Source organism: Maricaulis parjimensis (genome assembly GCF_016817355.1).
Lineage (GTDB): Bacteria > Pseudomonadota > Alphaproteobacteria > Caulobacterales > Maricaulaceae > Maricaulis > Maricaulis parjimensis.
Window position 1 is genome coordinate 317,567 of sequence record NZ_JADOTT010000004.1, and the last position, 22,891, is coordinate 340,457.

Sequence of the window (22,891 nt, forward strand, 5' to 3'; positions counted from 1 at the left end):
CGGCCTATCGCGCCGGACCAGCGGTCCGGGGCCTTCCATAGTCTGACGCGGAAAATCTATTCCCAGAAATAGGCGCTGCGGCCGCCTTCTCCGGTAACGACTTCCTGCATGCCCTCGGCCTCGTAAAGACGGCCATTGAGCATGACGTACTCGATCTCGTCCGTATTGCCGATATCATCCAGCGGGTTCTCCCGCATGATGACGAGGTCGGCCAGCTTGCCGGCCTCCAGCGAGCCCAGATCCCGGTCGAAACCAAGATGGCGGGCCGGCATCACCGTTGCCGTCATCAGCGCTTCCAGCGGCGAGAAACCACCGCGCACGAAAGACCACATCTCCCAATGGGCGGCGAGACCTTCCTGCTGGCCGTGGGCGCCAATGGACACGTCGACACCGCGCTCGAACAGCATGTGCGCCGTCCGGGCATTGTCATCATCGACGAAGTCCTCTTCCGGCGCCGTGGTGCGGCGGACAGAGCCGGCCTGAAGAATGCGCGGCGGCACATTCTGCGACAGCAGCGGATGTTCCCAGACATTCATCGCCTGGCGCCAGTACGGGTCACCGGCCAGACCGCCATAGGTCACGACAATGGTCGGCACATAGGCCACTTCGGTCTGCGAATACATTTGCAGAACGTCTTCATAGATCATGGCTTGGGGCAGATTATGCTCAATGGACGTATTGCCATCGGCCACCATCGCCATGTCCATGTGATAGTTGGAGCCACCCTCGGCGACCACTTCCAGACCCGCTTCGATCGCCGCAGCGACAACCTGCTGACGCTGGTTCCGGCGCGGCTGGTTGTAGTTCTTGATCGAGTGGGCACCCTGGGATGCCAGACGGAAGACATGTTCCTGGGCATCCTCATAGGAATTGATCTCGGCATAGACCGAGGCCGCCCGGGCACCATAGACAATCTCACCGGTAGAATAGATGCGCGGTGCCAGAAGACGACCGGCCCGCTGGTACTCCCCGGCCGTGAAAATATGGCTCGCCCGGCTCGACGGGTCATGGATCGTGGTGACGCCAAGCGCCAGATGGGCCAGGACGGACCAGTTCTGCTCCGGAACAAGATCGCCCGTCCCCTGCGGGCCGTGGGCGTGGGCATCGATGAAGCCCGGCGTGATCGTCATGCCGCTGGCATCCACGACACGCGCGCCTTCCGGAACCGCAATGTCCGCACCGACAGCCTCGATCCGGTTACCATTGATCAGGATGGTGCCGTTCTCGATCACGCCACCCTCATCATCGGCCATTGTGATGATGCGGGCACCGGTGATTGCCGTCAGGCCGGTCGGACGATCGGCCGTCGCCGTCATGGAGATGCTGATGCCATGTTCCGGCGGCGTGTAGTCATTCTCACCGGTCGGATCGGGACGGAATTCCGCCACGGTCGCGGTGAAGAATTCAGGCCCCATCGTCCAGTGCAGCGTGTCACCGGACTGGTTCCAGTGGAAATAGGTCGCGCCATTGCCCGACACTTCCACCGTCGGCAGGGCCGAGCCACCCGCACCGCCAGCCACGGATTGCGGTCCGGGTAGGACCGGCATGACGAAGACATCATAATTCTGGCGGAAGGCGACATGGGCGCCATCGGGTGCCATCTGATACTCCGTCACCAGATCGCCGGTCACATGCGTGCGCTCTTCATGACCGTTCAGGTCAACCGAAACCAGGCTGGCGCCATTGCCACCACGGGTGAAGAAGATCCGGTCATTGGAGGCCGCAAAGTGCGGCAGGGACCCGCCATCGGTCACCTGGACAATGTCGCCACCCGAAGCCGGGACACGGAAGATGCCGGTCGTTTCCGACCATTCCGGTGCCGTGAGATATCCGCCGGACTCCTTTTCGAAGACCAAGGTCTCACCATCCGGCGAGAAGCGCGGATTGGCGTAGTGCCCCGGCTCTCGGGTCACGGTCCGCTCGCGGCCACCACGGGCGGAAATCGTGCGGATCGAACCAAGTTCCTCATCATCCCAGGCCACGAAAGCAATCGTGCGCCCATCCGGCGACCAGGTCGGGGTGATCTCGCGGCGCTCGGACGCATCAGCCCGCGTCAGACGCCGCTGATTGCTGCCATCCGCATCGGACACCCACAGCACACCCAGGCTCTCGAACACGATCTGAGAACCGTCCGGCGAAGCCGTGGCGAAGCGCGGCATGCGCGTGGCGAATTCCTCCGGAGCGACCTGAACCTGTTCACGCGGCGGATCGATCACATCGCGCGTATCATTCACTTCGAACGGGATGTTCGTGACCTCGCCACTGGCCAGATCGACGGACTGGATATGGCCATCGGCCCAATAGACGATCGCCGAGCTGTCCGGCATCCAGTCCATGTTCGGATAGAGACCGGTGACACCCCAGGTTTCCTGCATGTCCTGATCGACCGTCTCGACCAGCCGGCGTTCCTCACCCGAGGTCAGATCCTTGACCCACAGACCGGACTGGATGCGGTCGCGCCGGATGAAAGCCATATAGCGGCCATCCGGTGAAGGTGCCGGACGCACAGCGCCGCCGGCCCCTTCCACCACGGTATCCGTCTCGCCCGTTTCCATGTCGTAACGGCGGATATTGAACAGTTCGGTATTGGAGTCCTGGGCGTAGATGAAGGTGTTACCCGGCGTTACATTCTGCGTGTAATAGACGTAACGGCCATCGGGCGAGAAAATCGGCTCACCCAGCTCCTTCTGGAAGTTCTCGTTCGGACGCTCGACCAGCTGCACGCCATTGCCGCCCAGCACGTGGTAGAGCCAGATCTCGCCCGTACCGGCCGAACGCTGCGTCGTGAAATGCTTGCGCGCGGCGATATAACGGCCCGACGGATGCCAGGTCGGATTATTGAGCAGACGGAAGCTTTCCTGCGTGATCTGGCGGGCATCGGTCCCGTCCGTATTCATCACCCAGATATTATCGCCGCCCCCGCGATCCGAAGTGAAGGCGATGCGCGAACCGTCCGGCGAGAAGCGCGGCTGGATTTCCCAGGGCAGGCCGGAGGAAATATTGGTCGCTGTGCCGCCCGTGATCGGCAGGGTGTAAATATCGCCGAGCATGTCGAAGGCGATGGTCTGACCGTCCGGGCTGACGTCCAGCGACATCCAGGTGCCCTCGGTCACATTGATGGGAATCGCGCGGGTCGGCAGCGGCGGATTGGCCACATCCCATTCCGCGGTGCTGGCTTCGGTCTCGGCGGCCTCTTCAGCCTCGTCCTGCAAGGCCCAGACAGGTGCTGAAGCCAGAATGGTGGACGCGGCAAGCGTGGCAAAAAATCGGGTCATGTCTCTCCCCCAAAGATAGGTGGGGCAGAGCATAGGGTCCGGAAAAGCCTGCGACAAACTTACCTTTCCGTGAGGCGCGGGTTTTCCCGCGCCACCACGCAAATGGTCGTCAGTGAGACCCGCCCATGCGGCCGGTGCGGATTTGATATTCCACCGCCAGGCCATAAGCCGGGTCATCATCACTGTCGATCATCAGCTGGCCTGCCTTGGACAGGAGACGGTGGCAGTCGCGGCTGAGATGGCGCAGTTCCAGGCGCTTGCCCGCCGCTTCGTACTTGGCCGCCAGATCCTCGATCGCCTGCAGCGCGGACTGGTCCACCACACGGCTGTCGGCAAAATCGACGACCACGCGTTCCGGGTCCTCTTCCGGCTTGAACAATTCCATGAAGCTGGCCGTGGAACCGAAGAAGAGCGGGCCTTCCATCTTGTAGACCAGCTCACCCTCCTTGCCGGCCTCCTGGCGGGCATGGATGCGCGAGGCGGCATTCCAGGCATAGACCAGGGCGGAGACAATCACGCCGACAATTACGGCGATGGCGAGGTCGGCATAGACGGTCACGCCGGTCACCAGGATGATGACGAAAGCATCCGATCGCGGAATGCGGGTAAGGATGCTCAAACTCTGCCAGGCGAAGGTCCCGATCACGACCATGAACATCACGCCGACCAGCGCCGCGAGCGGGATCAGCTCGATCACGCTGGATCCGACAAGAATGAAGGCCAGCAGGAAAAGTGCGGCCGACACGCCGGCCAGGCGCAGACGCCCGCCGGATTTCACATTGATCATGGACTGGCCAATCATGGCGCAGCCGCCCATGCCCCCGAAGAAGCCCGTCACCAGATTGGCGACACCCTGGGCGACGCATTCCTGGGAAGCTCCACCCCGGCGGCCTGTGATCTCGCCGACGAGATTGAGGGTCAACAGGCTTTCGATCAGGCCGATCGCCGACAGGATGAAGGCATAGGGCAGAATGATTTCCAGGGTTTCCAGATTGAGCGGCACCATGGGCAGATGGAATTCCGGCAATCCGCCCTGAATGGACGCCATATCGCCCACACGCGGCACCGGCAGGTCAAAGCCGATCACAAGCGCCGCCACGACACCGATGGCGACCAGCGGCGCGGGGATGGCTTTCGTGATTTTCGGCACGGCCCAGATCAGCGCCATGGTCAATGCAACCAGGCCCAGGGTCAGGACCAGCGGCCAGCCGGTCATCCAGACATGCTCGCCGGCCTCATTCGTCATACGGAACTGTTCCAGCTGGGCGAGGCCGATGACGATTGCCAGCCCATTGACGAAGCCCAGCATGACCGGGTGCGGCACCATGCGGATGAATTTGCCTAGACGCAGCAGACCCGCAGCAATCTGGATAACCCCCATCAGGACGACGGTCGCAAACAGGTATTCGATCCCGTGCTCAGCCACCAGGTGAACCATGACGACAGCCAGAGCCCCCGTGGCACCGGAAATCATGCCCCGACGGCCGCCAACCAACGCAGTGATCAGGCCAACAATGAAAGCCGCGTAGAGGCCGGCCAGCGGCGGTACGCCTGCAACAAAGGCAAAGGCCACAGCCTCGGGAACCAGGGCCAAGGCAACGGTCAGCCCCGCCAGCAATTCGATCCGGATCCGGCGCGGCGTCAGCGGCGGCAATTCACCGCGGTCTCCGATCGATGCGGAAAGACGCTCGGTGAATGCAGCAAGGGATGTCCGGATCATGGTGTCTACCTGTCGTCTGAAAGCTGCCCGCCTCATATGCTGCATCGCAACAGATGGCCAGCCTTGCACCGCAATTGGGGGCGAAAAGCGTTTGTTTGGCGATTGTTAACCACGCTTCTCAACGAAATCTTTGAGCTGGCATGCCCATATTAGCCCATCTTTGATGGGGATGTGACGTGGACTTCACGAACTCGACACGCTCAGCACCGACCGGTCCGGCCAATGATACCAATGAGGTTCAGCGTCCGGTGATCGGCGACAAGGCCGCCAAGACACGCGCAGACATGCGCGCCCAAGCGCGCGCGCCGCAGAACCGCGTCAACCGCAAGGCGCTCGGTCACATTCTTCAATCCGTTGATATCTTCGCGACGCTCATTCTGGCTGCTGCCGGTTCTTTTGCGCTTTCGGGCGGAAATGTCACCCAGGTCGCCGCCGGCGAATTGCTGCCGGTTCTGGCCCTCGCCGTCATGGCTCCGGGCTTGATGGGGACAATGCGCCTCTACAAGGTCGAACCGCGCGAAATGGCAGCTTTCCGGCTCATGCGCGCCTTCATCGCCACCGGCCTGGCTGGTTCGGCCGCGATTGGTCTGGCCATGGTGACAGCCCCGAATGCTACAGACCTCGTTGCCATGTTTGCCGTGACCGCTGTCGGTGCCCTGACGCTGTTGCACGTCATCTATGCCGGTTTCATCGCCCATTGGGCCAAGGCCGGCCGGCTTGCCCGCAATGTCGTCCTGGTTGGCGCGACACCCAATGCCCGCAAACTGATCAAGGCCAATACCGGTTCCGGCACGGTCAATGTCGTCGGCATTTTCGACGACCGCAAATCCCGCTCGCCCTCAGCCCTGGGCGGCGCGCCCTATCTGGGTGACACGAATGATTTGCTCAGCTGGCCGATGCTGCACGAGGTCGATCGCATCATTCTGACCGTGTCTCCCAAGGCGGAACAGCGTGTCCAGATGCTGCTGGCCAAGCTGCGCACCCTGCCCCATTCGGTCTGCCTCTTGCTGGATCTGGACCAGTTCGATCCGGCCGCGACGTCGCTGGACGACATTGTCGGTGTCCAGGCCGCCCGGATGAGCGGCGATGAGGAAAAATTCGGCCATCTTCTGGCCAAGCGGTTGCAGGACCTCGTGATCGGGTCACTGATGCTGATAGCCGCCCTGCCCGTCATGGCCCTGATCGCTCTGGCTGTGAAACTGACCAGCCGCGGTCCCGTGCTCTTCCGCCAGGTCCGTGAAGGCTTCAATGGGCGTCCGATCGAAGTTCTGAAATTCCGCACCATGCGGGATGATCCCCAATCAGCCGAAGGACCTGTCCGCCAGGTTGAACGCGATGATCCGCGCGTCACGCCGATCGGCAAATTCCTGCGCCTGAGTTCGCTGGATGAGCTGCCTCAGCTCTGGAATGTGCTGATGGGTGAAATGTCTCTGGTCGGCCCCCGCCCGCACGCCCCCTCCATGCGGACGGGTGGTACCGAAACGGCCAATCTGGTCGCCGAATATGCCCACCGTCACCGTGTGAAGCCGGGCCTGACCGGCTGGGCCCAGGTCAATGGATCCCGCGGTCCCCTGCACACGCCGGAAGCGGCCCGCGAGCGTATCCGCTGGGATCTGGATTATATCGCCAAGGCCAGTTTCTGGTTTGACCTGTGGATCATGATCCGCACGGTTCCCGCCCTGATGGGCGACAAGATCAACATCCGCTAAGAGGGCATCCCTTTGCGGAACAAGAAAGCCGGCCAGGGCGATCCTGGCCGGCTTTTTCGTGCTTGATCATTCGGTAATGTCAGGCGGCGTAGAAGCCGGCGAGACGGTCAATCTTCCGCATGGCCTTGCCGGTAAGACGCGACAGGGCTGTCTCCGGCTTTCCCTCAAAACTCCGCGTCAGCGCAGCCGAGCTCTGGCGAACCATGCCCATGATCGACGGATTGGCGACAAAGCCCGAAGCAATGCCGATCTGATAGCTCGACATCTCTTTCTTGAAGCGGAAATCACCCGGACCCAGCTCAATCGCGCTCATGCCCATGCCGGCACAGGTCTTGGCCGTTTCAACCAGCATGAGCAGACCCGGGCTGACCTGATTATAGTCCCGGTCAAAGGCCGGGAACCAGAACTGGCACTGGCGACGCGAACTCATGCCGACATGGACGGCGGCAATCTTGCCGTCGATCTGAAGGGTCGAGCACATGCCGGAGAATTCATCGCTTTCGCGCTTGAGCACCGCCTCCAGAAGGCGTCGCGTCCAGCGCACGGAGAAGACGTCAAACACGCCCGTCTCATTATACTGCGCGCGCTTCCAGCCGATCATGGCCTCCAGCGCTTCGGGACGATTGTCGGCCATGACGAAGGAATACTCCGTCGCGATCTTCTCAAGCCGGTTATAGCGCGTGCGCACATTGCGCATCGCCTTGGCCTCGACGGCCTGACGCTGGGCATACCAGGCATCAAATCCGTCAGTCAGATCCACCATCCACGATCCCTGGCGCGCCAGTGCATGGCTCGCAAAGGCCGCTTGGGAAGACAGGGCCGCATGAAACTCGAAAACCGGGATATGAGCCGCCTTGAGCCAGGCAGCGAGATCCACGAGATAGCCCGGCTCCGCGATCAGGCCCTGGACATCGCCCAGTGGCCCGGCCAGCGGCCGCGCATAGCCGAAATGTCCGGTCTGTAGCGGCAGGAAGCCTTTGATGACGCCTTTTTCGCGAGCCACAATGACCCGCGTATCATCGCGCGCCTCTTCGCAGCACTCGGCAAACTCATGGGTGAAATACGGGCTGCCCATCGCCGGGTCGGCGTCCGTGAAGGCGCGCCAGGCCTGTCGCTCGGCATCGCTGAGCGTGCTCGGTTTTTTAAGCTCGATCTGCATGACGCCAATCCCGCACCATTCCCCTCAACCTGCAGAATAGCGCAAACGCCTTAGCATCACGTTTACAAGAGCTTCGTCCTGAAATGGCGGATCTGGCATCGCCTGCCAAGCGGCATCCAAATTGCAAGCTTCGCCTGTGAGGCGAGCGGAGCGTATCATGCTTGGACGACATCTTTTGGGCTATCTGCCGGTCCAGCTATCCCAGGCCCTGGTCGGGTTTGGCAGTGTGGCGGTCTTCACCCGCATCCTGCCGGCGGAGTCCTATGGCCGCTATGCGCTTGTCCTGGCAGCACTTTCACTCGCGCACATTCTCATTTTCACCTGGCTGGAAGCCGCCGTCGCGCGTTTTCATGCCCGAGCCGAGCGCCGCGGCCACACCCGCGCCCACCTGATGACCGTCTACTCGGTCTACGGCGTGGCGGCCCTTCTCGGTGGCGGCGCGATGGTCGGGTTGATCCATTTTCTGCCACTCGACCTGCCGCTCAAGACGGCTCTGGGCTTCGCCACGCTCTCGCTTCTGCTGCGCGCCCTGATGCAGATCGGCATGGAAACTCATCGGGCCCGTGGCGACGTCGGCCGCTTCTCGGCGCTGGAAGCCTCCTATCTCATGCTGGGCTTCATGATCGGCGTCGGCCTGATCCTGACAACCGATATCGGTGCCGCCGGCGTGTTCGCGGGCACCGCCCTGGCCGCCGCCCTGATGCTGGTCTTCGACCTGCCGGTGATGTGGTCACGCTCGCGCGGTGGCAAGCGCCAGCCCAGCCGGGCGCGCATCTATGCCGCCTATGGCCTTCCCATCAGCCTCTCCCTGATCTTCGAACACCTTCTGTCCATCGGTGACCGTTTCCTGATCGCCGGTTTCCTCGGCGAGAGCTCGGTCGGCATGTATGCCGCCGGCTATGGCCTGGCGGACCGGCTGCTCGATATCATCTTCATCTGGTTCGGTGCCGCCGTCTGGCCGCTGACGATCAAGGCCTTCGAGCAGGAAGGTCCCGATGCGGCCCGCGCTGTCGCCGGACGCGCGGCCGGTCTGATGGGATTGATCGCCTTCCCGGCGGCCGCCGGACTGGCCCTCGTTGCCGAGCCGCTCACAACGGTTCTGGTTGGCGAATCCGTTCGCGCCGAAGCGGCGGGAATCCTGCCCTGGATCGCCCTGTCCGGTCTGATGAACGGCATGATGACCTATTATTTCCACGAGGCTTTCACGCTGAAGCGCCGGACCGGCGTCATGGCGGCCCTGATGACCGGAGCCGCCTTGCTGAACCTGGCGCTCAATCTGGCTTTCATCCCGCTGTTCGGGCTGATCGGTGCCGCCATGGCCACCGTGCTGGCCTATGCCGTCGCCCTGGTCATCTGCGTCATCATGGGACGCCGCTATTTTGTCCTGCCCCTGCCCTGGGCCGAATGGATCAAGGCCGGCGCTGCGACGGCCATCATGGCAGCAGCGGTCTTCTCTGTGCCTGATCTGCCCTTCGCCTGGCTTGATCTGGGCGTGCAAGCATTTGTCGGCGCTGCGGTTTACGGGATTTCAGCCTATTTGCTGAATATTGCCGATTGTCGGCAATGGCTGCGCGATGCCCGCGCCGGCCTGACCCCGGCGGAGGCTTAATCATGACGGTCATGATCGACAACCCGGTACGCGAATACGCCAATGCTGCTGCACGCGAAGCACGGGTGATCAAACTCTCCGTGCTGATCCCCTTCTACAAGGATGACCCGGCCGATCTGGTCCGCAGCCTGGCCGAACAGGCTGGTAGCCGCGGTGATGTCGAAATCCTGCTGCATGATGATGGCGAGCCTGACCCGGTGCTCAACGCCCAGCTGACCCGCATCATTGCTGCCATGACCCAGCCAGTGCGGCTGCTGACTTCAACGCGCAATCGCGGCCGGTCCGGCGGACGCAATCTGCTGGCCCAACAGGCCCGCGGCGCGTGGCTGCTCTATCTCGATGCCGACATGCAGCCCGGCCATGCCGGCTTCCTCGATACCTATCGCGAGGTGATGGCGCACACCGCGGCAGACGCCGTGTTTGGCGGCTATGAAACCGACTGGCCGGAAGACCGCGCCCTGCAACTTCACGCCGCCCTCTCCCGCACCAGTGACCAGAATGATGCCGAGGCCCGCAATGCCATCGGTGCCAGCGCCTTTTGCGCTTCCAACATCCTGGTCAGGGCCGAGGTGATGGACGCCATACCCTATGACACCGATTTTACCGGCTGGGGTTGGGAAGACGTCGACTGGGCGGTCCGCGCTGCGGCCCGCTTCAATCTCCAGCATGTCGACAATCCCGCCGCCCATGGCGGATTGCAGGATGCGTCGACCTTGCTGGCCAAGTTCAAGGAAGGCGCCATCAACTACAAGCGCCTGCTGGACCGCAATCCTGAACTGGCCAGCCTGCCGGGTGCCCGCACGGCGCGCCTGATCGGCCAGGTCCCCGGTCAGGGCCTGATGCGGGGTCTCTGGTCGTCCATGAGCCGCATGAATGTCCTGCCTTTGCGCTTGCGTACGCTGGCGCTGAAGCTGTGGCGGGCAAGCTGGACCGCAGAGGTGATCTGATGAACGCTCCCTATATTCCGGGTGCCGGGCTCTGGGCCGGGCTGAACCGCCGCTGGGCCCGCTTTGCCAGCCGTGTGCCTATGCGCGTGCACACCGATCATGCCATCGTCAGCTTCAGCTTTGACGACTTCCCCAAATCCGCTGCGATCGCGGGAGCCGCCGCCCTGGAAAAGCGCGGTTGGCGCGGCACCTATTACGCCTCGGCCGGCTATGCCGGTGGCATCACGCATCACGGCACCATGTTCGATGCCGGCGATCTCCAGCGCCTGACCAGCAAGGGACACGAGATTGGCTGCCACACTTACAGCCATCTGGACGCTGCTGCGGTACCGACCTCGGAACTCCTTGCCGATGTCGCGCGCAATGCCCGGGCCCTCGAAGCCATGGGTCTGGAAACCGAGCTGGAAAGCTTTGCCTTCGCCTATGGCGAGGCCACGCCGGCTGCCAAACAGGCGCTGCTGGAACACTTCTCCAACCTGCGCGGGGTCCGCGCTCGTATCAATCGCGGTGCGACGGATCGGGGTCTGCTGCAATCCGTGCCTCTGGATGGCGGCGAGGCTGGCATTGCACGCGCGGTGGATGCTGCCCATTCATTGGTCGGCCACCCCGGCTGGCTGATCTATTACGGCCATGACGTCCAGGACACGCCGACACAATGGGGCTGCACACCGGACCAATTGGAACAGGTCTGCGACGCCGTGGAAGCCTCCGGGGCCCGCGTCATGACAGTCGCCGAGGCTTTGCAAACACTGGATGCGGACGCATGAGCATTTCTGTCATCATCCCGACTTTCCGGCGGCCGGAGGGTCTGGAACGCGCACTCCGCAGCGTTTTCGGCCAGTCCCGGCTGCCTGATGAAATCGTCGTCGTCGACAATGCACCAGAAGCCCCGGCCCGCGACTTGATCGCGGCCCTTCAGGCTGATGCGCCCTGCCCGGTCATCTATGTCCACGAACCCCGCTCTGGCGTGTCCAGTGCCCGAAATGCGGGCTTCGCGGCAGCCAAGGGACGCTTCATCGCCTTTCTGGATGATGATGAAACCGCCGATGCCGGCTGGTTGGAGGCTTTCTCCGCCACGGCGAAAGAACAGGATGCCAGCGTGGTTTTCGGACCGCTTCGCGGCAAGGCGGTCGATTCAAACGGGATCCGGGGCGATCTCACCCTGCGCCTCTATTCCCGGGTCGGCCCAACAGAGGACTGCCGGATCGAGGAACCCTATGGCTGCGGAAATTCCTTTATCGACCGGTCCGCTTTCGACCTGCCCAACGACCCGTTCGATGAGCGCATGAACCTGTCCGGCGGCGAGGATGATGTATTCTTCCTCATGCTTTCCCAGCAGGGCGCCCGCTTTGCCTGGTCGGTGAAAGCCTCCGGAATTGAATGGGTTGACCCGAAACGATCCAATTGGCGCTATCTCTCCGCCCGCGCCTTTGCCTTTGGGCAGGGCGCGACCCAGACGGCCCGCTATGCCGGCAAGCCAGCCAAGGTTCTGTTCTGGATGGGGGTCGGCCTGGGCCAGGTTATGATCTATGCACCGATGGCGGCTCTGGCGGCCCTGTTTATGCCCCGCAAGGCGGCCGGGCTTATAAACCGGACCATTCAAGGCGCAGGCAAACTGTTCTGGATCGATGCCTTCCAACCGCGTTTCTACGGTCAGTCTCTTACCGCTCCGAGCTAGGCGTATCGGGATTTCCTGTCGGCCAGTTTGGCCGCGGTCGCGACAAACAGGACCCAGCCCAGCGAGTTCTGCGACATGAGATTACTCTCGGACACGGAAACCACGGCAATCAGAGCAATATAGGGCAAGGCCCAATAGGCTTCGGCACCGCGGAAGAGGCGGGAGAAGGCGCGGATGACAGATTGCAGGAAGACGATCGCCATGAGGATAGCGCCCGGAATGCCGATGGACAGCGCCACCTCAATCCAGCCATTGTGCGCCGTCGGGACCGGCCAGGATGTCCCCGCACGGACCCAGTAGACCGGCCCTTCGTCCACCGCCCAGAACGCGCGATAGCCGAAACCCGTCCAGGGATGGGCGGCAACCTCTCCGGACAGCAGAACCCAGATATCGGTCCGGCCGGTCAGCGTGGCGTCGCGGCCCAGGAGTTCCAGGAATTCGACAGGCGCGACCAGCAGGATCAGCGTGAAAAGAAAGACGCCGGTGATGCCCAGGACAAGAATCGTCGTGGCAAAACCGAAACCACGGCGGCACAAGGCAATCGCCACCGCCCCGCCCGTGCCCAACAGCCAGGCCAGCAGCGCAGTCTTGGAGGTCGAGAGCAGGACGAGCGCGGTGCACAGCACGGCCAGTCCCATCCAGATCCATTTACGTTGAGGATCAACCCGCAAGGCGGCATAGGCCGACACGGCGCCCCAGCCCATCACGGCGCCCAGGGCATTCTTCTCCCACCACAGGCCCTTCCAGGCCCCGGCATGGACGTCATGGTCGACACCCAGTGACGGTACGGCCAGCGCCATGAATGTGCTGAGCACGCCCAGGATTCCAAAGGTGAGCGCGATCAGCAGGACCATTTCCCGCCAGTTCCAGCGCGAAGCCAGCCACAGGCCGAACAGGGTCGTCATGATCAGCGCGAAGGAGCGGCGCAGCGTCGTGTCCGGCGCGATCGACCAGACCACGGAGAGCATCGTCATGCCTGTCACAAGGAGGATAAGCTTGTTCTGACCCAGAGTGCCCAGGAAACGGCCGGGCCGGGACAGGATGAGCGCCAGGGTCACGCCATAGACCGGCAGCCAGATCAGGCGCAGCACGACAGAACTCTCCGGATTTTCCGGGTCGGCGAAGAGCGGCCCGATCAGGCCCTGGGAAAACAGGAAGAGGCAGAGCACGGTCAGCCCGCCTTCCAGAAATCCAGCAAATCTCAGGGGCGGAGCGGCGCGCAGGGCCGCCAGGAAGGGCGGATCATGGGCAGCAGCGAGGCTCATGCCACGCTCCGTTCGAACCCTGCCCGATTGAGGATAACACCCGCCACTATCCCGCCCCTGGCCTCAATGGACTGGCGGCGGGCAAGAAGACCGTCCGTGCGGGTCAGGCGGGCATCGGCCACGAGGATCACCCCGTCGACATCCCCGACCATGGCCAGCGGTGCGCGGCTGGACGCCGGCGCATCAATCACGGCGAGGTCGATCGACTGACGGACGGCCTGCCAATATTCCGGCGCAGCGCGCAATCCCACCTGCTCCACCGTGCCGCGCCGGGCCTGAAGCTGGGTCACGAACAGGTTCGACACCACACTCTGGCGCGCCACGATCCGGGCCGGATTCTCCCCGGACTTGATCGACCAGAAAGGCTCACGGCCAAAACGCGCATCGAAGACCTCGCCCCGAACATGGGCGGCTTCGCTCTGCGGATTGCCATTGAAATCAAGATCATAGAGCCAGACCCCGCGGCGTGAACGCTGGGCTGACAAGCGTGCAAGCTCCCGCGCGACGGTGGATGCACCGGCGCCACGCGATCCGCCCATGACCATCAGCACACGCCCCTCACCGCCCGGTCGGGCAATGGGTTCGAGCTGATCGACCAATTCGGAAAGGTCGTGGGAGAAATTCATGACGCAGCGTGTCCGGGACGATTCGCACTATTCCCGTCCAGACTGCCCACTGCGTGGTTAACGTCGCGCTTACGCTGTGCGATCGGTTATGCGCGCCAGGACCGGCAAGCCGTCAAACGGATCATTGGCCGGTCTTTCAACCTCCGGAGCCCGGGCTACAAAGGCCGGAGCGGCGGGCGGAGCCGAGGTCGGAGCCAGGGTCTGGGCCGGGCTGCCATGTCCCGCACGCTCCCGCATGCCCGGGGCCAGATAAGTCCGCCAATAGCCGCGCAGCAGGCCCAGGAAGAGCGCCACACCGAAGGACAGGACGGCAGAGGCCAGCAGGGCCAGTTTCTTCTTGGACGCGCCGTCCAGCGGCGGTGTCGCCCGGTCAATCACACGAACGAAGTCGGCTGCCCCCGGCGCATCGGACCGCGCAGACAGGGCCGACGCCTCCAGACCGGCAATATTGGACGCAGCAGCCTCGGCCGCCTCCACATCCTGGGCGAGGCGTGTGTATTCCGGCCCCAGGGCGCGCAGGCGCTGAATGTCCTGGCGGGTCGCGGTCAGCTGTTCCTGAAGCGAAGTGATCAGGGAGGCCTCGGCGCGGGCATTCGCCTCGCGTGTGGCCAATTCCGATTCCAGTTGCTGGCGGACCGGGTTCGGGCCAGAGCGCGACTGGCCCTGGCCTTCAGTCGCGCCGGACTGGATGAAGCCCTGCAAGGCCTCGATTTCACGATCAACGGCGGCAACGGCCGGTGCGCCTTCCTGATAGCGTGACAGCAGGCTGGCGCGCTCGGCACGCAGATCGAGCAGACGGCCCGACACACCGTTTTCAACATAGAGTTCAATCTGTTCCGGGATCTGCTCGAGGCGCTCCCGAAGCGCGGCCGCCCCTGCCAGATAGGCCTCATGGCTGGACCGGGCCGTGTTGATCCGATCGGTCAGATTGCCCAGCAGATTCTGTGCCGTCTGTTCCTCGGTCTCGAAATTCGACAGCCCGTTGGCCTGCAGGAAGGCTTCCAGTTCCGCCTCGCTCTGAGCCAGGGCGACATCCGCCTGTCGCCGACGTTCGCCCAGGCCGGACATGCCGGTCTCGACCAGGACCTGCTCGCGATAGGCCAGGTAGGAGGCGACGATTGTGTTCAGGATCATCGCCGCCCGTTCCGGGTCACCGGTCACATAGGAGGCGTTGAGCGCAGAAGAATTGGGTGCCCGTGAAACCGAGAACCCGTCACGCAGCGCTTTGAGAGCCGGAACCCGCCCACTGCCCAGAACCGGCTCGCCCAGAATGGCCTCGGCGCCCAGCGTCTCGAAAGCCAGCGTGCGAACGGCATTGGAACTCATCAGTTCGCTTTCCGACTGCATGACCTGGTTCAGCATGAAGCCATCACCCCAGCCGGCAGCAGCCGGGGTCGGATCCTCATTGAGCAGGACGAGAAGCCGGGAATGCGCGGTATAGCTGGGTTTCAGCAGGGTCAGCGACGCCGCGACACCGATCGCCATCATCACCGCGGCCAGCAGGACAATGAAGCCGCGCTCGGACCAGGCCAGGGCCAGCACGTCAAACAGGTCCAGCTCCTTCCGCGGCTGTGCCGCAGACAGGCCGGACGCTCCGGCCGGGTGACCGGAATTATTCCACGCGCGAGTCATGCCCGCATAAGAGCGTGCTCGCGCTTAAAAATTTGTTATCCAAGCCAGAGGAGTATCGGCCCGAACACCCTGACGGGAAGGATATTTCATGCGCGCCCTCAAGTCCGGCCTCTCCCTGGCAGTTCTCGCCCTTGCGGTGAGCGTCGGCGGCTGCGCCAGTTCCGGCCGCAATGCCACCCCGCCGGCCGCTTGGGGACAGCCCCAATTTGCCGCCTGGCAGGAGACGGATGCGCAATACCGTTTCTATCCCGGCGACCAGATCGAGGTGACGGTGCACTCGGCGCCGGAGCTTTCGCGCACCGCACTGATCGGGCCGGATGGCCGGGTTTCCCTGCCCCTGCTGGCGAATGTGATGGTGGCGGGCCAGACCGATTTCGAGATCGCCAACACAGTCGCCGATGCCTATGCCCGCAATGTCCTGGTCGATCCGATCGTGGAGGTGCGCCGCGGTGACCTGGGTCCGCAGAACATCATTGTCGGCGGTGAAGTGAACACGCCGGGCCTGGTGGAAGTCAGCGGACCGGTGGGCGCGCTGGAAGCGGTGATGATGGCCGGCGGGTTCCGTGATACGGCGGCCCGCGGCGAAGTCGTTGTTCTCAGACGCATTCCTGGCGGCGATTTGATGATGCGCACGGTCAATCTGCGCGACGCCCTGCGCGGACGGGACGGCGCTGATGCGGTCCAGATCCGCCGTCACGACATCATTTTCGTGCCGCGCTCGACCATTGCCGAAGTGAATGTCTTCGTGGAGCAATATGTGACGGGCATCATCCCGCTCGACCAGGCGATGTCCTACGCCATCGCCAACGCGATCAACAATAATTAGAGCGCCCTGCCTATCCGGCGGATTTCCTGCCCGTCGGGCGGGGATAAGCCCTGCTCCACCGGGCCGCATCCTGCGTGCAAACCGCGTGAAATGATCGCGCATATTAATGAAACATGGCCCAGAATGGGATCAATCCGATATCAGGCTGGGGTCAGAACCGGTGCGGAACGGGCTCAGTAGCCGCTCGGGATGGGCTCACCCCATGTCTGAAACGGCATCACAAAGCCCACCTCAGACCACACCCCACACCTTATACAATTTATAATTGTATTACTGCCCTCGTGCACCCAAGATGAATGCATGCGCGTTCCGACCCTGAAGGCTCAATCTGCTCTTGGTGGAGCGTACCTTTTATAGTACACCTCCGCCTTGGATGGGCTCGGCTGATGAATCCCGCCCCCAAGCACATTCAAGCCGTCTTCTATCGGTCTGCATCGGGAGCTGAACCGGTCAGGCAATGGCTGAAAAACGCGCTCGATACGGCAGACCGAAAAATCGTCGGAGCTGATATTGCGACGGTCGAATACGGAGGGCCGATCGGGATGCCCGTCTGCCGGCCGCTGGGAAACGGACTTCGGGAGATACGCTCCACCCTGTCTGGCGGGCGTTTGGCCCGGATCATATTCTGCATTGCCGGGAACCAGATGATCCTGCTTCACGGCTTCATCAAGAAAAGCCGGAAGACACCCCGGACCGACCAGGAAACAGCCAACTCACGCAAGAAGGAGCTGGAGACGTGACAGACAAGATCGCACAGCCGAAAGCCTCAATCGGCGCCAGCCTGGATGAGTTTCTGCGCGAGGAAAACATCTACGAGGACGTGCAGGGCATTGCGATCAAACGCGTGGTCGCCTGGCAGATCGCCGAGGAAATGAAACGCCAGTCCATCACGAAAGTGGAAATGGCCAAACGCATGCAAACCAGCCGCAGTCAGCTCGACCGCTTGCTGGATCCAGACAATGACAAGGTGGAACTGGCCACGCTCGGCCGCGCAGCACGGGCGCTGGGCCGCGAATTGCGGATCGGTCTGGCATGAGCCCGGCCGATAAAGACCGGACAGATCGTGCCCCGCAGAAAGGCGTCACGCATGCCAAGGTCATGCATATGCAGAACCTGGTCACCGAAGCGCTGACGCAAGGCCCCGGCTGCCGCTCGATGAAGCAGATCAGGGATGAGGCGCGAGCCCAGATGGGCCGGCCATCCACTGACTAGCCCCCGAACACACCGCAAAGCGGTAACCGGCGAATGCCCCCATTCGCCGGTCACATCCGGTGCGTCATTCAGCTTTTGCCTTAGTGACGGGTCGAGAGCCACTCGCGCGCGGCGCGCTGGGCGGCGGCGACTTCAAAGGTCGACATCTGGTCGGAGATTTCCTGGCGATAGTATTTCGCCGGTTCCGAACCCATCAGGGCTGCCAGATTGAACCATTTGTGAGCTTCGACATAATCGATCTCGCCGCCCTGTCCCGTGGAATACAGGATGCCGAGCTTGCAAAGATCTTCGCCGGTCGGATCGGCGAACACTGCTTGATGGGCCTGGGCCGTTTCTACGTCCGTAAAAGCCATGGGTCTTTCCCTTACTCTACACTGGCGAGCTCTGCCTTTCTGGCTTGTCACTCGCTAACCACCACCACGTCCGAATGCCTTCGAACACGGGAGAGCTTGAGCAAAGAGGATTGCTTTAAGGTTAAGCGATTTCAGGAAAATCCTGCCTTAAATGCTTACGCGCGTTAGGTTTTCCTACCAAGCGTTAAACGCGACATCCACGCATCAGCAAGGTTTGTCCAGCTTGCACGCCGCACATGGCGGGGTGTGATCAGGCGGATCAGGGTTAAGAGGAGCACGCAAGCTGCGCTGATCAGGGCAAGCATGGCATTGCGCTGGGCGACCGGATCGCCCGTGAGGATTTCCGGCGTTTCCGCGTCCAGCACGGTCAAGGCCCCGGGCCCCAGAAGCTGGCGGGCAGCCAACGTCCCCTCGCCCAGGATTTCCGACAGCCGGCGCAGCTGGCGGACATCCTGATAGTTCTCCAACCCCTCGACCAGACGGATCGCCTGCACCGGTGTCGTGGCCTGACGCAGGGCGGCGAGATCGCGCAGGAGTTCGGACAGGGCCACCGCGCTGTCCGCGGTGCGCAAGTCTACTGCGAGATAGAGTGTGCGACCGGCGCGGTCGGGCGCGGCGAAGGCGAGATCCGCCCTCACACCCCGCGCCTGCAATACATTGAGTACGCGATCTGGCGGCAGAAGGCTGGCCAGATGCCCGGCCAGTTCCGCCTCCAGCGCCGGCGACAGCCAACCCGCCTCGCGGGCCGCCTGCAGGGTTTCCGCACCGGCACGCACCTCGCTGGAGGCAATATGGAGCTGGACCAGGCCAGCCTCGAGCGCCGCCAGGGCCAGTTGGATGTCTTCAGACGGTTCGGACGGGATGATGCGGGCTTCACACCCCTCCAGCGCCGCATCGGGACGGGCGCACGCCTGGATCATGAGATGGCGCACACCCCCGAAGAGACGCGCCGGACCGCGGACCTCGGGCGAGACCAAGCCCGGCAGGGAGCGCATGGCAAACTCGCCCAATTGCTGGCCGCGGAAAAAGCCGCGCGCACTGGTCTCCGCCACGGACCAGCGAAATTGCGACGCTTCATACTGATCCACGAGACCGGGATCAGCAAAGACGAGCTGGGGCGGTTGCAGCCCCCTCGCCTCGCCCTCGATCAGAGCCTCGCGCACGGCCGCCTCCAGACGGCGTTCGCGTTCGCCCGGCGCGCCGGCGCGCAGACGGGCATCCAGCCAGTCCGGCCCGGCGGCGCCCGACAGGAGCGACAGGGCCAGCTGGTCCCGCCCGACCATGTCCGGTCCGATCCTCGCCCAGGAGCGGAACAGATCTATATCCGCTTCGCGCCGCCCACCCGATGTCAGCGCGGCCGCCATTTGCGCGTTCCAGAAATTTTCCGGCTGAGCGGTCTGCGTCAGCGTGGCGGCCTGCAGGGCCTGGCTCACCCTGTCCACCTGGCCCGGCTCGACCCGGGTCACCCCGGAAACGCCACCGGCGCTGCCCAGCCAGATCAGGAGGTAGTAGAGCGCGATCAGGAGAGAGGCGATCAGCCAGGCCGGCTGGAAGCCCTTGAACACGGCCCGCCAAAGCGACCAGATGACCAGACCGCCGAACTTCGCTTCCCAGGGGGATTGGGTCTCGTCACGCCAGGCATCCGTATGGGCACGCCGCTCAGCCTCGCTGAGCCAGCGAGTCCCGCCGGTCTCCGGCGTACCGTCAGCACCGTCACCGATGCCATCCGGTTCATCCTGAAGCGTGTCCGCCACTTGCATCCCCCTTGCCCGCGCAACTTCCCGCTGATCCGGCCAAGAGGCAAGCGCTTGCACCGCTGAGGCGAATGCATTCCCGGCGCACTGTGGAGGACGGGTCACTGCGACCATTGGGCGCTTGGCAGGACAGCGGGGAAGGCCTATCTCAGGCGCAAACGACTGACAGGCTTTCCATGACCGACACGCTTTCCCGCTTCCCGCCCGTTTCCATGTCGCTGCAAGCGACGGACAAGTCCCGTTTCGCCAAGGAGCTGGGCCGCAGCTTCCGTGAATTCGGGTTTGCCGCGATTGCTGATCATGGCCTGGACGAAGCGCTGATCGCGGACGCCTACAAGAAGGCCGCCGCCTTCTTTGCCCTGCCCGAAGCGACCAAGATGAAATACTTCATCGAGGGCGGCGGCGGCGCGCGGGGCTATACGCCCTTCGGCAAGGAGATCGCCAAGGACGCCAAGCATGTCGATCTGAAGGAATTCTGGCATGTTGGCCGCGACCTGCCGGAGGGGCATCCCTATGCTGCCGACATGGCGCCGAATGTGGTGCCGGACGAAGTCGAAGGCTGGCTGGACACGGTGCACGGCCTGTATCAGGCCTTTGATGCGCTGGGCGTGAAAATCCTGCGCGCGATTGCACTGGATCTCGGCCTGGAAGAGACCTTCTTCGACGACAAGGTGAAGGACGGCAATTCCGTCATGCGCCTTTTGCATTATCCGCCGGTCCAGGGGGATCCGGGCGGTTCGATCCGTGCCGAGGCCCATGGCGATATCAACACGATCACGCTTCTGCTGGGCGCCGAGGAACCGGGCCTGCAGGTGAAGACCCGTGACGGCGAGTGGATCGACATGAACCCGCCGGCCGGCTGCCTGGTGGTGAATATGGGCGACATGCTGGCCCGCTCGACCAATGATGTCCTGCCCTCCACCCAGCACCGTGTGATCAATCCCAAGGGCGCGCGCACGGATCATTCGCGCTATTCCATGCCCTTCTTCCTGCACTACCGGCCGGATTATCTGATCGAGACCCTGCCGGGCTGTTCCGGCCCGGGCAATCCGGACAAATATCCCGAGCCGATGCGGGCAAATGATTTCCTGAACCAGCGCCTGCGCGAGATCGGCCTGCTGAAATAGGCGTAACGCCGCGCCACCGGGCTTTGAAATGAAACCGGGCCTGAAATGAAAAAGGCGAAGCGCGACCCCATGCCAACGCTTCGCCAGGTTTTCAGGCCGTGTCCGGGTCGGCTGTGCCTCCGCCCGGACTTCAGGCATGACCACTATCCTGTGGTTGTATTACGTAATTCCTAACGCAAAACGATTCCAGACCCCGCACGCGCGACATCCTTTCGCGCGTGCACTATTGGCATTTCCGATACCGGCCATAGCTGCAATTGATTTTTCTTCGCGACAGGCTCTGCATATCCTGATCACAGAGCTTTCGTTTGTGCCTGTGGCCGCGTGTCGGACCTGACCAAAGCCATTGTCTTGCACAAACCCTAGGACGCGGAGCCCTCTCCATCTCCGCGTCCTTTTTTCTTTTTCAGGATGAAGCGGGGCCTAGTCCTGCGGGTCGGCCAGGCGCTTGATGGCGCCGGCGGGCATGTCCTTGAGGTGGACATCGACCTGCGGATACGGGAATTCGACGCCGTTCTCGTGGAAGGCTTCCCAGATCGCGATCAGGACTTCGGAGCGCACATTGGCCAGCCCGTTCTGCGGGTCGGAGATCCAGAAGCGCAGATCGAAATCCACCGAGCTGGCGCCATAGGACATGAGATTGCAGACCGGTTCCTTGTCCGGCACGACGCGCTCGACCGTCTTGGCCGCCTCGATGGCGAGGTCCTGGACGCGTTTCAGGTCGCGGGTCTCATAGGCCACGCCGAAAGGCGCATGCATGCGCACGATCCGGTCCGACTTGGACCAGTTGATCACGCCATTGGCGATGAAATGCTCGTTCGGGATCAGGTGTTCCGTGCCATCGCGCGTACGCATGGAGACATAGCGCGACTGCATGCCGGTGACCCAGCCGAACGTCCCGTCCACTTCCAGCGCATCACCAGGCTTGATCGATTTGTCGGCCAGCAGGGTGAAACCGGCGGCGAAGTTCGCCACGGTCTTCTGCAGCCCCAGACCGACGCCGATACCGACAGCACCGGAGAAGATGGCCAGCGTGGCCAGGTTGAATCCGGTCAGCTGCAGCGCAATCAGCAAGGCAATGATCGGCAGGACAAAACCGAGCACTTTGGCGATCAGGGCGCGCAGGGCCGGCGAGATTTCCTCGGCGCGTTCCAGCTGGGTATTGATCGCCCGTCCTGCAAAACTGGCAGCCCAGAACAGGGCGCCGAAATAGATCATGGTGCGCAGGATATCGAACAGGGAGAGATCAACCGGCTCGCCATCCGCCGTTTCGCCCAGTGGAATGGCCAGCGCCTGCAGCTGCATGACGACATCATCGAGCAGGCCGAACACGTCCAGCGCGGCGACCGGCCAGGCGATATAGAAGGCCAGTTTCGACCAGAAGCGCGAACGGATGACCAGGGTGACCGCCCGGATCACCAGCCAGGCCGTCATCAGGCTCATTGCGGCATCGACAAGGTGCACCGGCCGCTCGACCGCGCCCAGCACGACCCGCTCGATCGCCAGCACGGCCAGCAGGGCGAGCGGCGTGGCCAGGGTGATCCCGGCCGTCAGCAGGCGGCGCGTAAGCCCGGTCTTGATCCGGCCGCGCGTCAGGCTCTCCACCACATGGCGCAGGCGCGGCCCGAAGATCAGGGCGGGAATGAAAGCGACCAGGACCAGACCCAGCTGCAGCGCGACATTGATATCCGTCGCCGTGGCCAGCGCCCAGTCGAACAGGGCCTGCACCTTCTCCTGCAACGCCTCGGTCGGCAGGAGTTCATCAAGGGCACTGTCATCCTGGGGGGTGCGCATAACCACTCCGGCAATCTCAGGGTTTTGAGAGGGTTAGCATGGTGAGCACAGGATGTGGAGGGGAAGGACGCGAGGACCTGTCTGATGCCCTCCTTCTCCCCGGGGAGAAGGTGCCGCGAAGCGGCGGATGAGGGGGGTCGGCGAGGTCTTTGCAATTATTCCGGGCACCGGGATTCTCCCCTCTCCCGGCGCATGCGCGCCACCC

19 protein-coding genes are annotated in these 22,891 nt (G+C 63.1%); 10 read left to right on the top strand and 9 right to left on the bottom strand.

Annotated features, from left to right (window positions below; translation table 11 throughout):
• Positions 1-56: 56 nt before the first annotated feature.
• Entirely contained in the window at positions 57-3,275 is a 3,219-nt protein-coding gene (locus I0K07_RS09060; protein WP_203292576.1) for an amidohydrolase family protein, read from the bottom strand.
• 109 nt (positions 3,276-3,384) lie between these two features.
• The gene (locus I0K07_RS09065; RefSeq protein WP_203292578.1) at positions 3,385-4,995 is read right to left on the bottom strand and encodes a SulP family inorganic anion transporter; all 1,611 of its coding nucleotides are present in this window, start codon (positions 4,993-4,995) and stop codon (positions 3,385-3,387) included.
• Between the two features lie 176 nt (positions 4,996-5,171).
• Here I0K07_RS09065 and I0K07_RS09070 point away from each other — a divergent pair, with 176 nt between their 5' ends.
• Complete coding sequence (locus I0K07_RS09070) at positions 5,172-6,704, top strand: exopolysaccharide biosynthesis polyprenyl glycosylphosphotransferase (RefSeq protein WP_203292580.1); 1,533 nt, start codon at positions 5,172-5,174, stop codon at positions 6,702-6,704.
• Positions 6,705-6,783: 79 nt separating this feature from the next.
• On the opposite strand, the gene I0K07_RS09075 is transcribed toward I0K07_RS09070, so the two are convergent.
• Positions 6,784-7,863: a GNAT family N-acetyltransferase gene (locus I0K07_RS09075; protein WP_203292582.1), complete on the bottom strand. Its 1,080-nt coding sequence runs from the start codon at positions 7,861-7,863 to the stop codon at positions 6,784-6,786.
• A gap of 157 nt (positions 7,864-8,020) precedes the next feature.
• On the opposite strand from I0K07_RS09075, the gene I0K07_RS09080 reads away from it, so the two are divergent.
• From I0K07_RS09080 to I0K07_RS09095, 4 genes are read left to right on the top strand one after another with little or no spacing between them, the layout of a single operon-like run.
• Positions 8,021-9,472 (top strand): oligosaccharide flippase family protein, encoded by a 1,452-nt coding sequence (locus I0K07_RS09080; RefSeq protein ID WP_203292584.1) that lies wholly within the window; start codon positions 8,021-8,023, stop codon positions 9,470-9,472.
• A 2-nt stretch (positions 9,473-9,474) separates the two neighbouring features.
• The gene (locus I0K07_RS09085; RefSeq protein WP_203292586.1) at positions 9,475-10,419 is read left to right on the top strand and encodes a glycosyltransferase family 2 protein; all 945 of its coding nucleotides are present in this window, start codon (positions 9,475-9,477) and stop codon (positions 10,417-10,419) included.
• The gene (locus I0K07_RS09090; protein WP_203292588.1) at positions 10,419-11,186 is read left to right on the top strand and encodes a polysaccharide deacetylase family protein; all 768 of its coding nucleotides are present in this window, start codon (positions 10,419-10,421) and stop codon (positions 11,184-11,186) included. Before I0K07_RS09085 ends, I0K07_RS09090 begins: the two co-directional genes overlap by 1 nt.
• Positions 11,183-12,097: a glycosyltransferase family 2 protein gene (locus I0K07_RS09095; RefSeq protein ID WP_203292590.1), complete on the top strand. Its 915-nt coding sequence runs from the start codon at positions 11,183-11,185 to the stop codon at positions 12,095-12,097. Before I0K07_RS09090 ends, I0K07_RS09095 begins: the two co-directional genes overlap by 4 nt.
• Here I0K07_RS09095 and I0K07_RS09100 read toward each other — a convergent pair.
• From I0K07_RS09100 to I0K07_RS09110, 3 genes are all read right to left on the bottom strand, one after another.
• Positions 12,094-13,362: an O-antigen ligase family protein gene (locus I0K07_RS09100; RefSeq protein WP_203292592.1), complete on the bottom strand. Its 1,269-nt coding sequence runs from the start codon at positions 13,360-13,362 to the stop codon at positions 12,094-12,096. The two genes, I0K07_RS09095 and I0K07_RS09100, sit on opposite strands and share 4 nt — an antisense overlap.
• Positions 13,359-13,988 (bottom strand): P-loop NTPase family protein, encoded by a 630-nt coding sequence (locus tag I0K07_RS09105; RefSeq protein ID WP_203292594.1) that lies wholly within the window; start codon positions 13,986-13,988, stop codon positions 13,359-13,361. Before I0K07_RS09105 ends, I0K07_RS09100 begins: the two co-directional genes overlap by 4 nt.
• A 69-nt stretch (positions 13,989-14,057) precedes the next feature.
• Positions 14,058-15,620 carry a GumC family protein gene (locus tag I0K07_RS09110; protein WP_203292596.1) on the bottom strand — a complete coding sequence of 521 codons (1,563 nt, stop codon included), beginning with the start codon at positions 15,618-15,620 and terminating at the stop codon, positions 14,058-14,060.
• An 88-nt stretch (positions 15,621-15,708) separates the two neighbouring features.
• On the opposite strand from I0K07_RS09110, the gene I0K07_RS09115 reads away from it, so the two are divergent.
• The 4 genes from I0K07_RS09115 (at position 15,709) to I0K07_RS09130 (ending at position 17,658) form a co-directional block, all read left to right on the top strand.
• Positions 15,709-16,446, top strand: a complete 738-nt coding sequence (locus I0K07_RS09115; RefSeq protein WP_203292598.1) for a polysaccharide biosynthesis/export family protein — start codon at positions 15,709-15,711, stop codon at positions 16,444-16,446.
• A gap of 386 nt (positions 16,447-16,832) precedes the next feature.
• Complete coding sequence (locus I0K07_RS09120) at positions 16,833-17,186, top strand: type II toxin-antitoxin system RelE/ParE family toxin (RefSeq protein WP_203292600.1); 354 nt, start codon at positions 16,833-16,835, stop codon at positions 17,184-17,186.
• On the top strand, positions 17,183-17,482 hold the full coding sequence (locus I0K07_RS09125; RefSeq protein WP_203292602.1) for an XRE family transcriptional regulator: 300 nt from the start codon (positions 17,183-17,185) through the stop codon (positions 17,480-17,482). Before I0K07_RS09120 ends, I0K07_RS09125 begins: the two co-directional genes overlap by 4 nt.
• Complete coding sequence (locus I0K07_RS09130; RefSeq protein ID WP_203292604.1) at positions 17,479-17,658, top strand: hypothetical protein; 180 nt, start codon at positions 17,479-17,481, stop codon at positions 17,656-17,658. The genes I0K07_RS09125 and I0K07_RS09130 overlap by 4 nt, the downstream gene beginning before the upstream one ends.
• 80 nt (positions 17,659-17,738) lie before the next feature.
• Here I0K07_RS09130 and I0K07_RS09135 read toward each other — a convergent pair whose 3' ends face one another.
• Both I0K07_RS09135 and I0K07_RS09140 read right to left on the bottom strand, forming a co-directional pair.
• Positions 17,739-18,011, bottom strand: coding sequence for an SEL1-like repeat protein (locus I0K07_RS09135; protein WP_138509363.1), 273 nt, complete (start codon positions 18,009-18,011; stop codon positions 17,739-17,741).
• Between the two features lie 164 nt (positions 18,012-18,175).
• On the bottom strand, positions 18,176-19,765 hold the full coding sequence (locus I0K07_RS09140; RefSeq protein ID WP_203292606.1) for a hypothetical protein: 1,590 nt from the start codon (positions 19,763-19,765) through the stop codon (positions 18,176-18,178).
• A 176-nt stretch (positions 19,766-19,941) separates the two neighbouring features.
• Between I0K07_RS09140 and I0K07_RS09145 the strand changes: the two genes are divergently transcribed.
• Positions 19,942-20,892, top strand: a complete 951-nt coding sequence (locus tag I0K07_RS09145) for an isopenicillin N synthase family dioxygenase (RefSeq protein WP_203292608.1) — start codon at positions 19,942-19,944, stop codon at positions 20,890-20,892.
• Positions 20,893-21,315: 423 nt separating this feature from the next.
• Here the strand turns inward: I0K07_RS09145 and I0K07_RS09150 are convergent, their stop codons facing one another.
• Positions 21,316-22,686, bottom strand: coding sequence for a mechanosensitive ion channel family protein (locus tag I0K07_RS09150; protein ID WP_203292610.1), 1,371 nt, complete (start codon positions 22,684-22,686; stop codon positions 21,316-21,318).
• Between the last annotated feature and the right edge of the window lie 205 nt (positions 22,687-22,891).

What these genes read in the sequence shown, in the direction of transcription:
- I0K07_RS09060 (WP_203292576.1), bottom strand. Translation starts at nt 3,275, where the DNA reads ATGACCCGATTTTTTGCCACGCTTGCCGCGTCCACCATTCTGGCTTCA.
- I0K07_RS09065 (WP_203292578.1), bottom strand. Translation starts at nt 4,995, where the DNA reads ATGATCCGGACATCCCTTGCTGCATTCACCGAGCGTCTTTCCGCATCG.
- I0K07_RS09075 (WP_203292582.1), bottom strand. Translation starts at nt 7,863, where the DNA reads ATGCAGATCGAGCTTAAAAAACCGAGCACGCTCAGCGATGCCGAGCGA.
- I0K07_RS09080 (WP_203292584.1), top strand. Translation starts at nt 8,021, where the DNA reads ATGCTTGGACGACATCTTTTGGGCTATCTGCCGGTCCAGCTATCCCAG.
- I0K07_RS09085 (WP_203292586.1), top strand. Translation starts at nt 9,475, where the DNA reads ATGACGGTCATGATCGACAACCCGGTACGCGAATACGCCAATGCTGCT.
- I0K07_RS09090 (WP_203292588.1), top strand. Translation starts at nt 10,419, where the DNA reads ATGAACGCTCCCTATATTCCGGGTGCCGGGCTCTGGGCCGGGCTGAAC.
- I0K07_RS09095 (WP_203292590.1), top strand. Translation starts at nt 11,183, where the DNA reads ATGAGCATTTCTGTCATCATCCCGACTTTCCGGCGGCCGGAGGGTCTG.
- I0K07_RS09100 (WP_203292592.1), bottom strand. Translation starts at nt 13,362, where the DNA reads ATGAGCCTCGCTGCTGCCCATGATCCGCCCTTCCTGGCGGCCCTGCGC.
- I0K07_RS09105 (WP_203292594.1), bottom strand. Translation starts at nt 13,988, where the DNA reads ATGAATTTCTCCCACGACCTTTCCGAATTGGTCGATCAGCTCGAACCC.
- I0K07_RS09110 (WP_203292596.1), bottom strand. Translation starts at nt 15,620, where the DNA reads ATGACTCGCGCGTGGAATAATTCCGGTCACCCGGCCGGAGCGTCCGGC.
- I0K07_RS09115 (WP_203292598.1), top strand. Translation starts at nt 15,709, where the DNA reads ATGCGCGCCCTCAAGTCCGGCCTCTCCCTGGCAGTTCTCGCCCTTGCG.
- I0K07_RS09120 (WP_203292600.1), top strand. Translation starts at nt 16,833, where the DNA reads ATGAATCCCGCCCCCAAGCACATTCAAGCCGTCTTCTATCGGTCTGCA.
- I0K07_RS09130 (WP_203292604.1), top strand. Translation starts at nt 17,479, where the DNA reads ATGAGCCCGGCCGATAAAGACCGGACAGATCGTGCCCCGCAGAAAGGC.
- I0K07_RS09135 (WP_138509363.1), bottom strand. Translation starts at nt 18,011, where the DNA reads ATGGCTTTTACGGACGTAGAAACGGCCCAGGCCCATCAAGCAGTGTTC.
- I0K07_RS09145 (WP_203292608.1), top strand. Translation starts at nt 19,942, where the DNA reads ATGACCGACACGCTTTCCCGCTTCCCGCCCGTTTCCATGTCGCTGCAA.
- I0K07_RS09150 (WP_203292610.1), bottom strand. Translation starts at nt 22,686, where the DNA reads ATGCGCACCCCCCAGGATGACAGTGCCCTTGATGAACTCCTGCCGACC.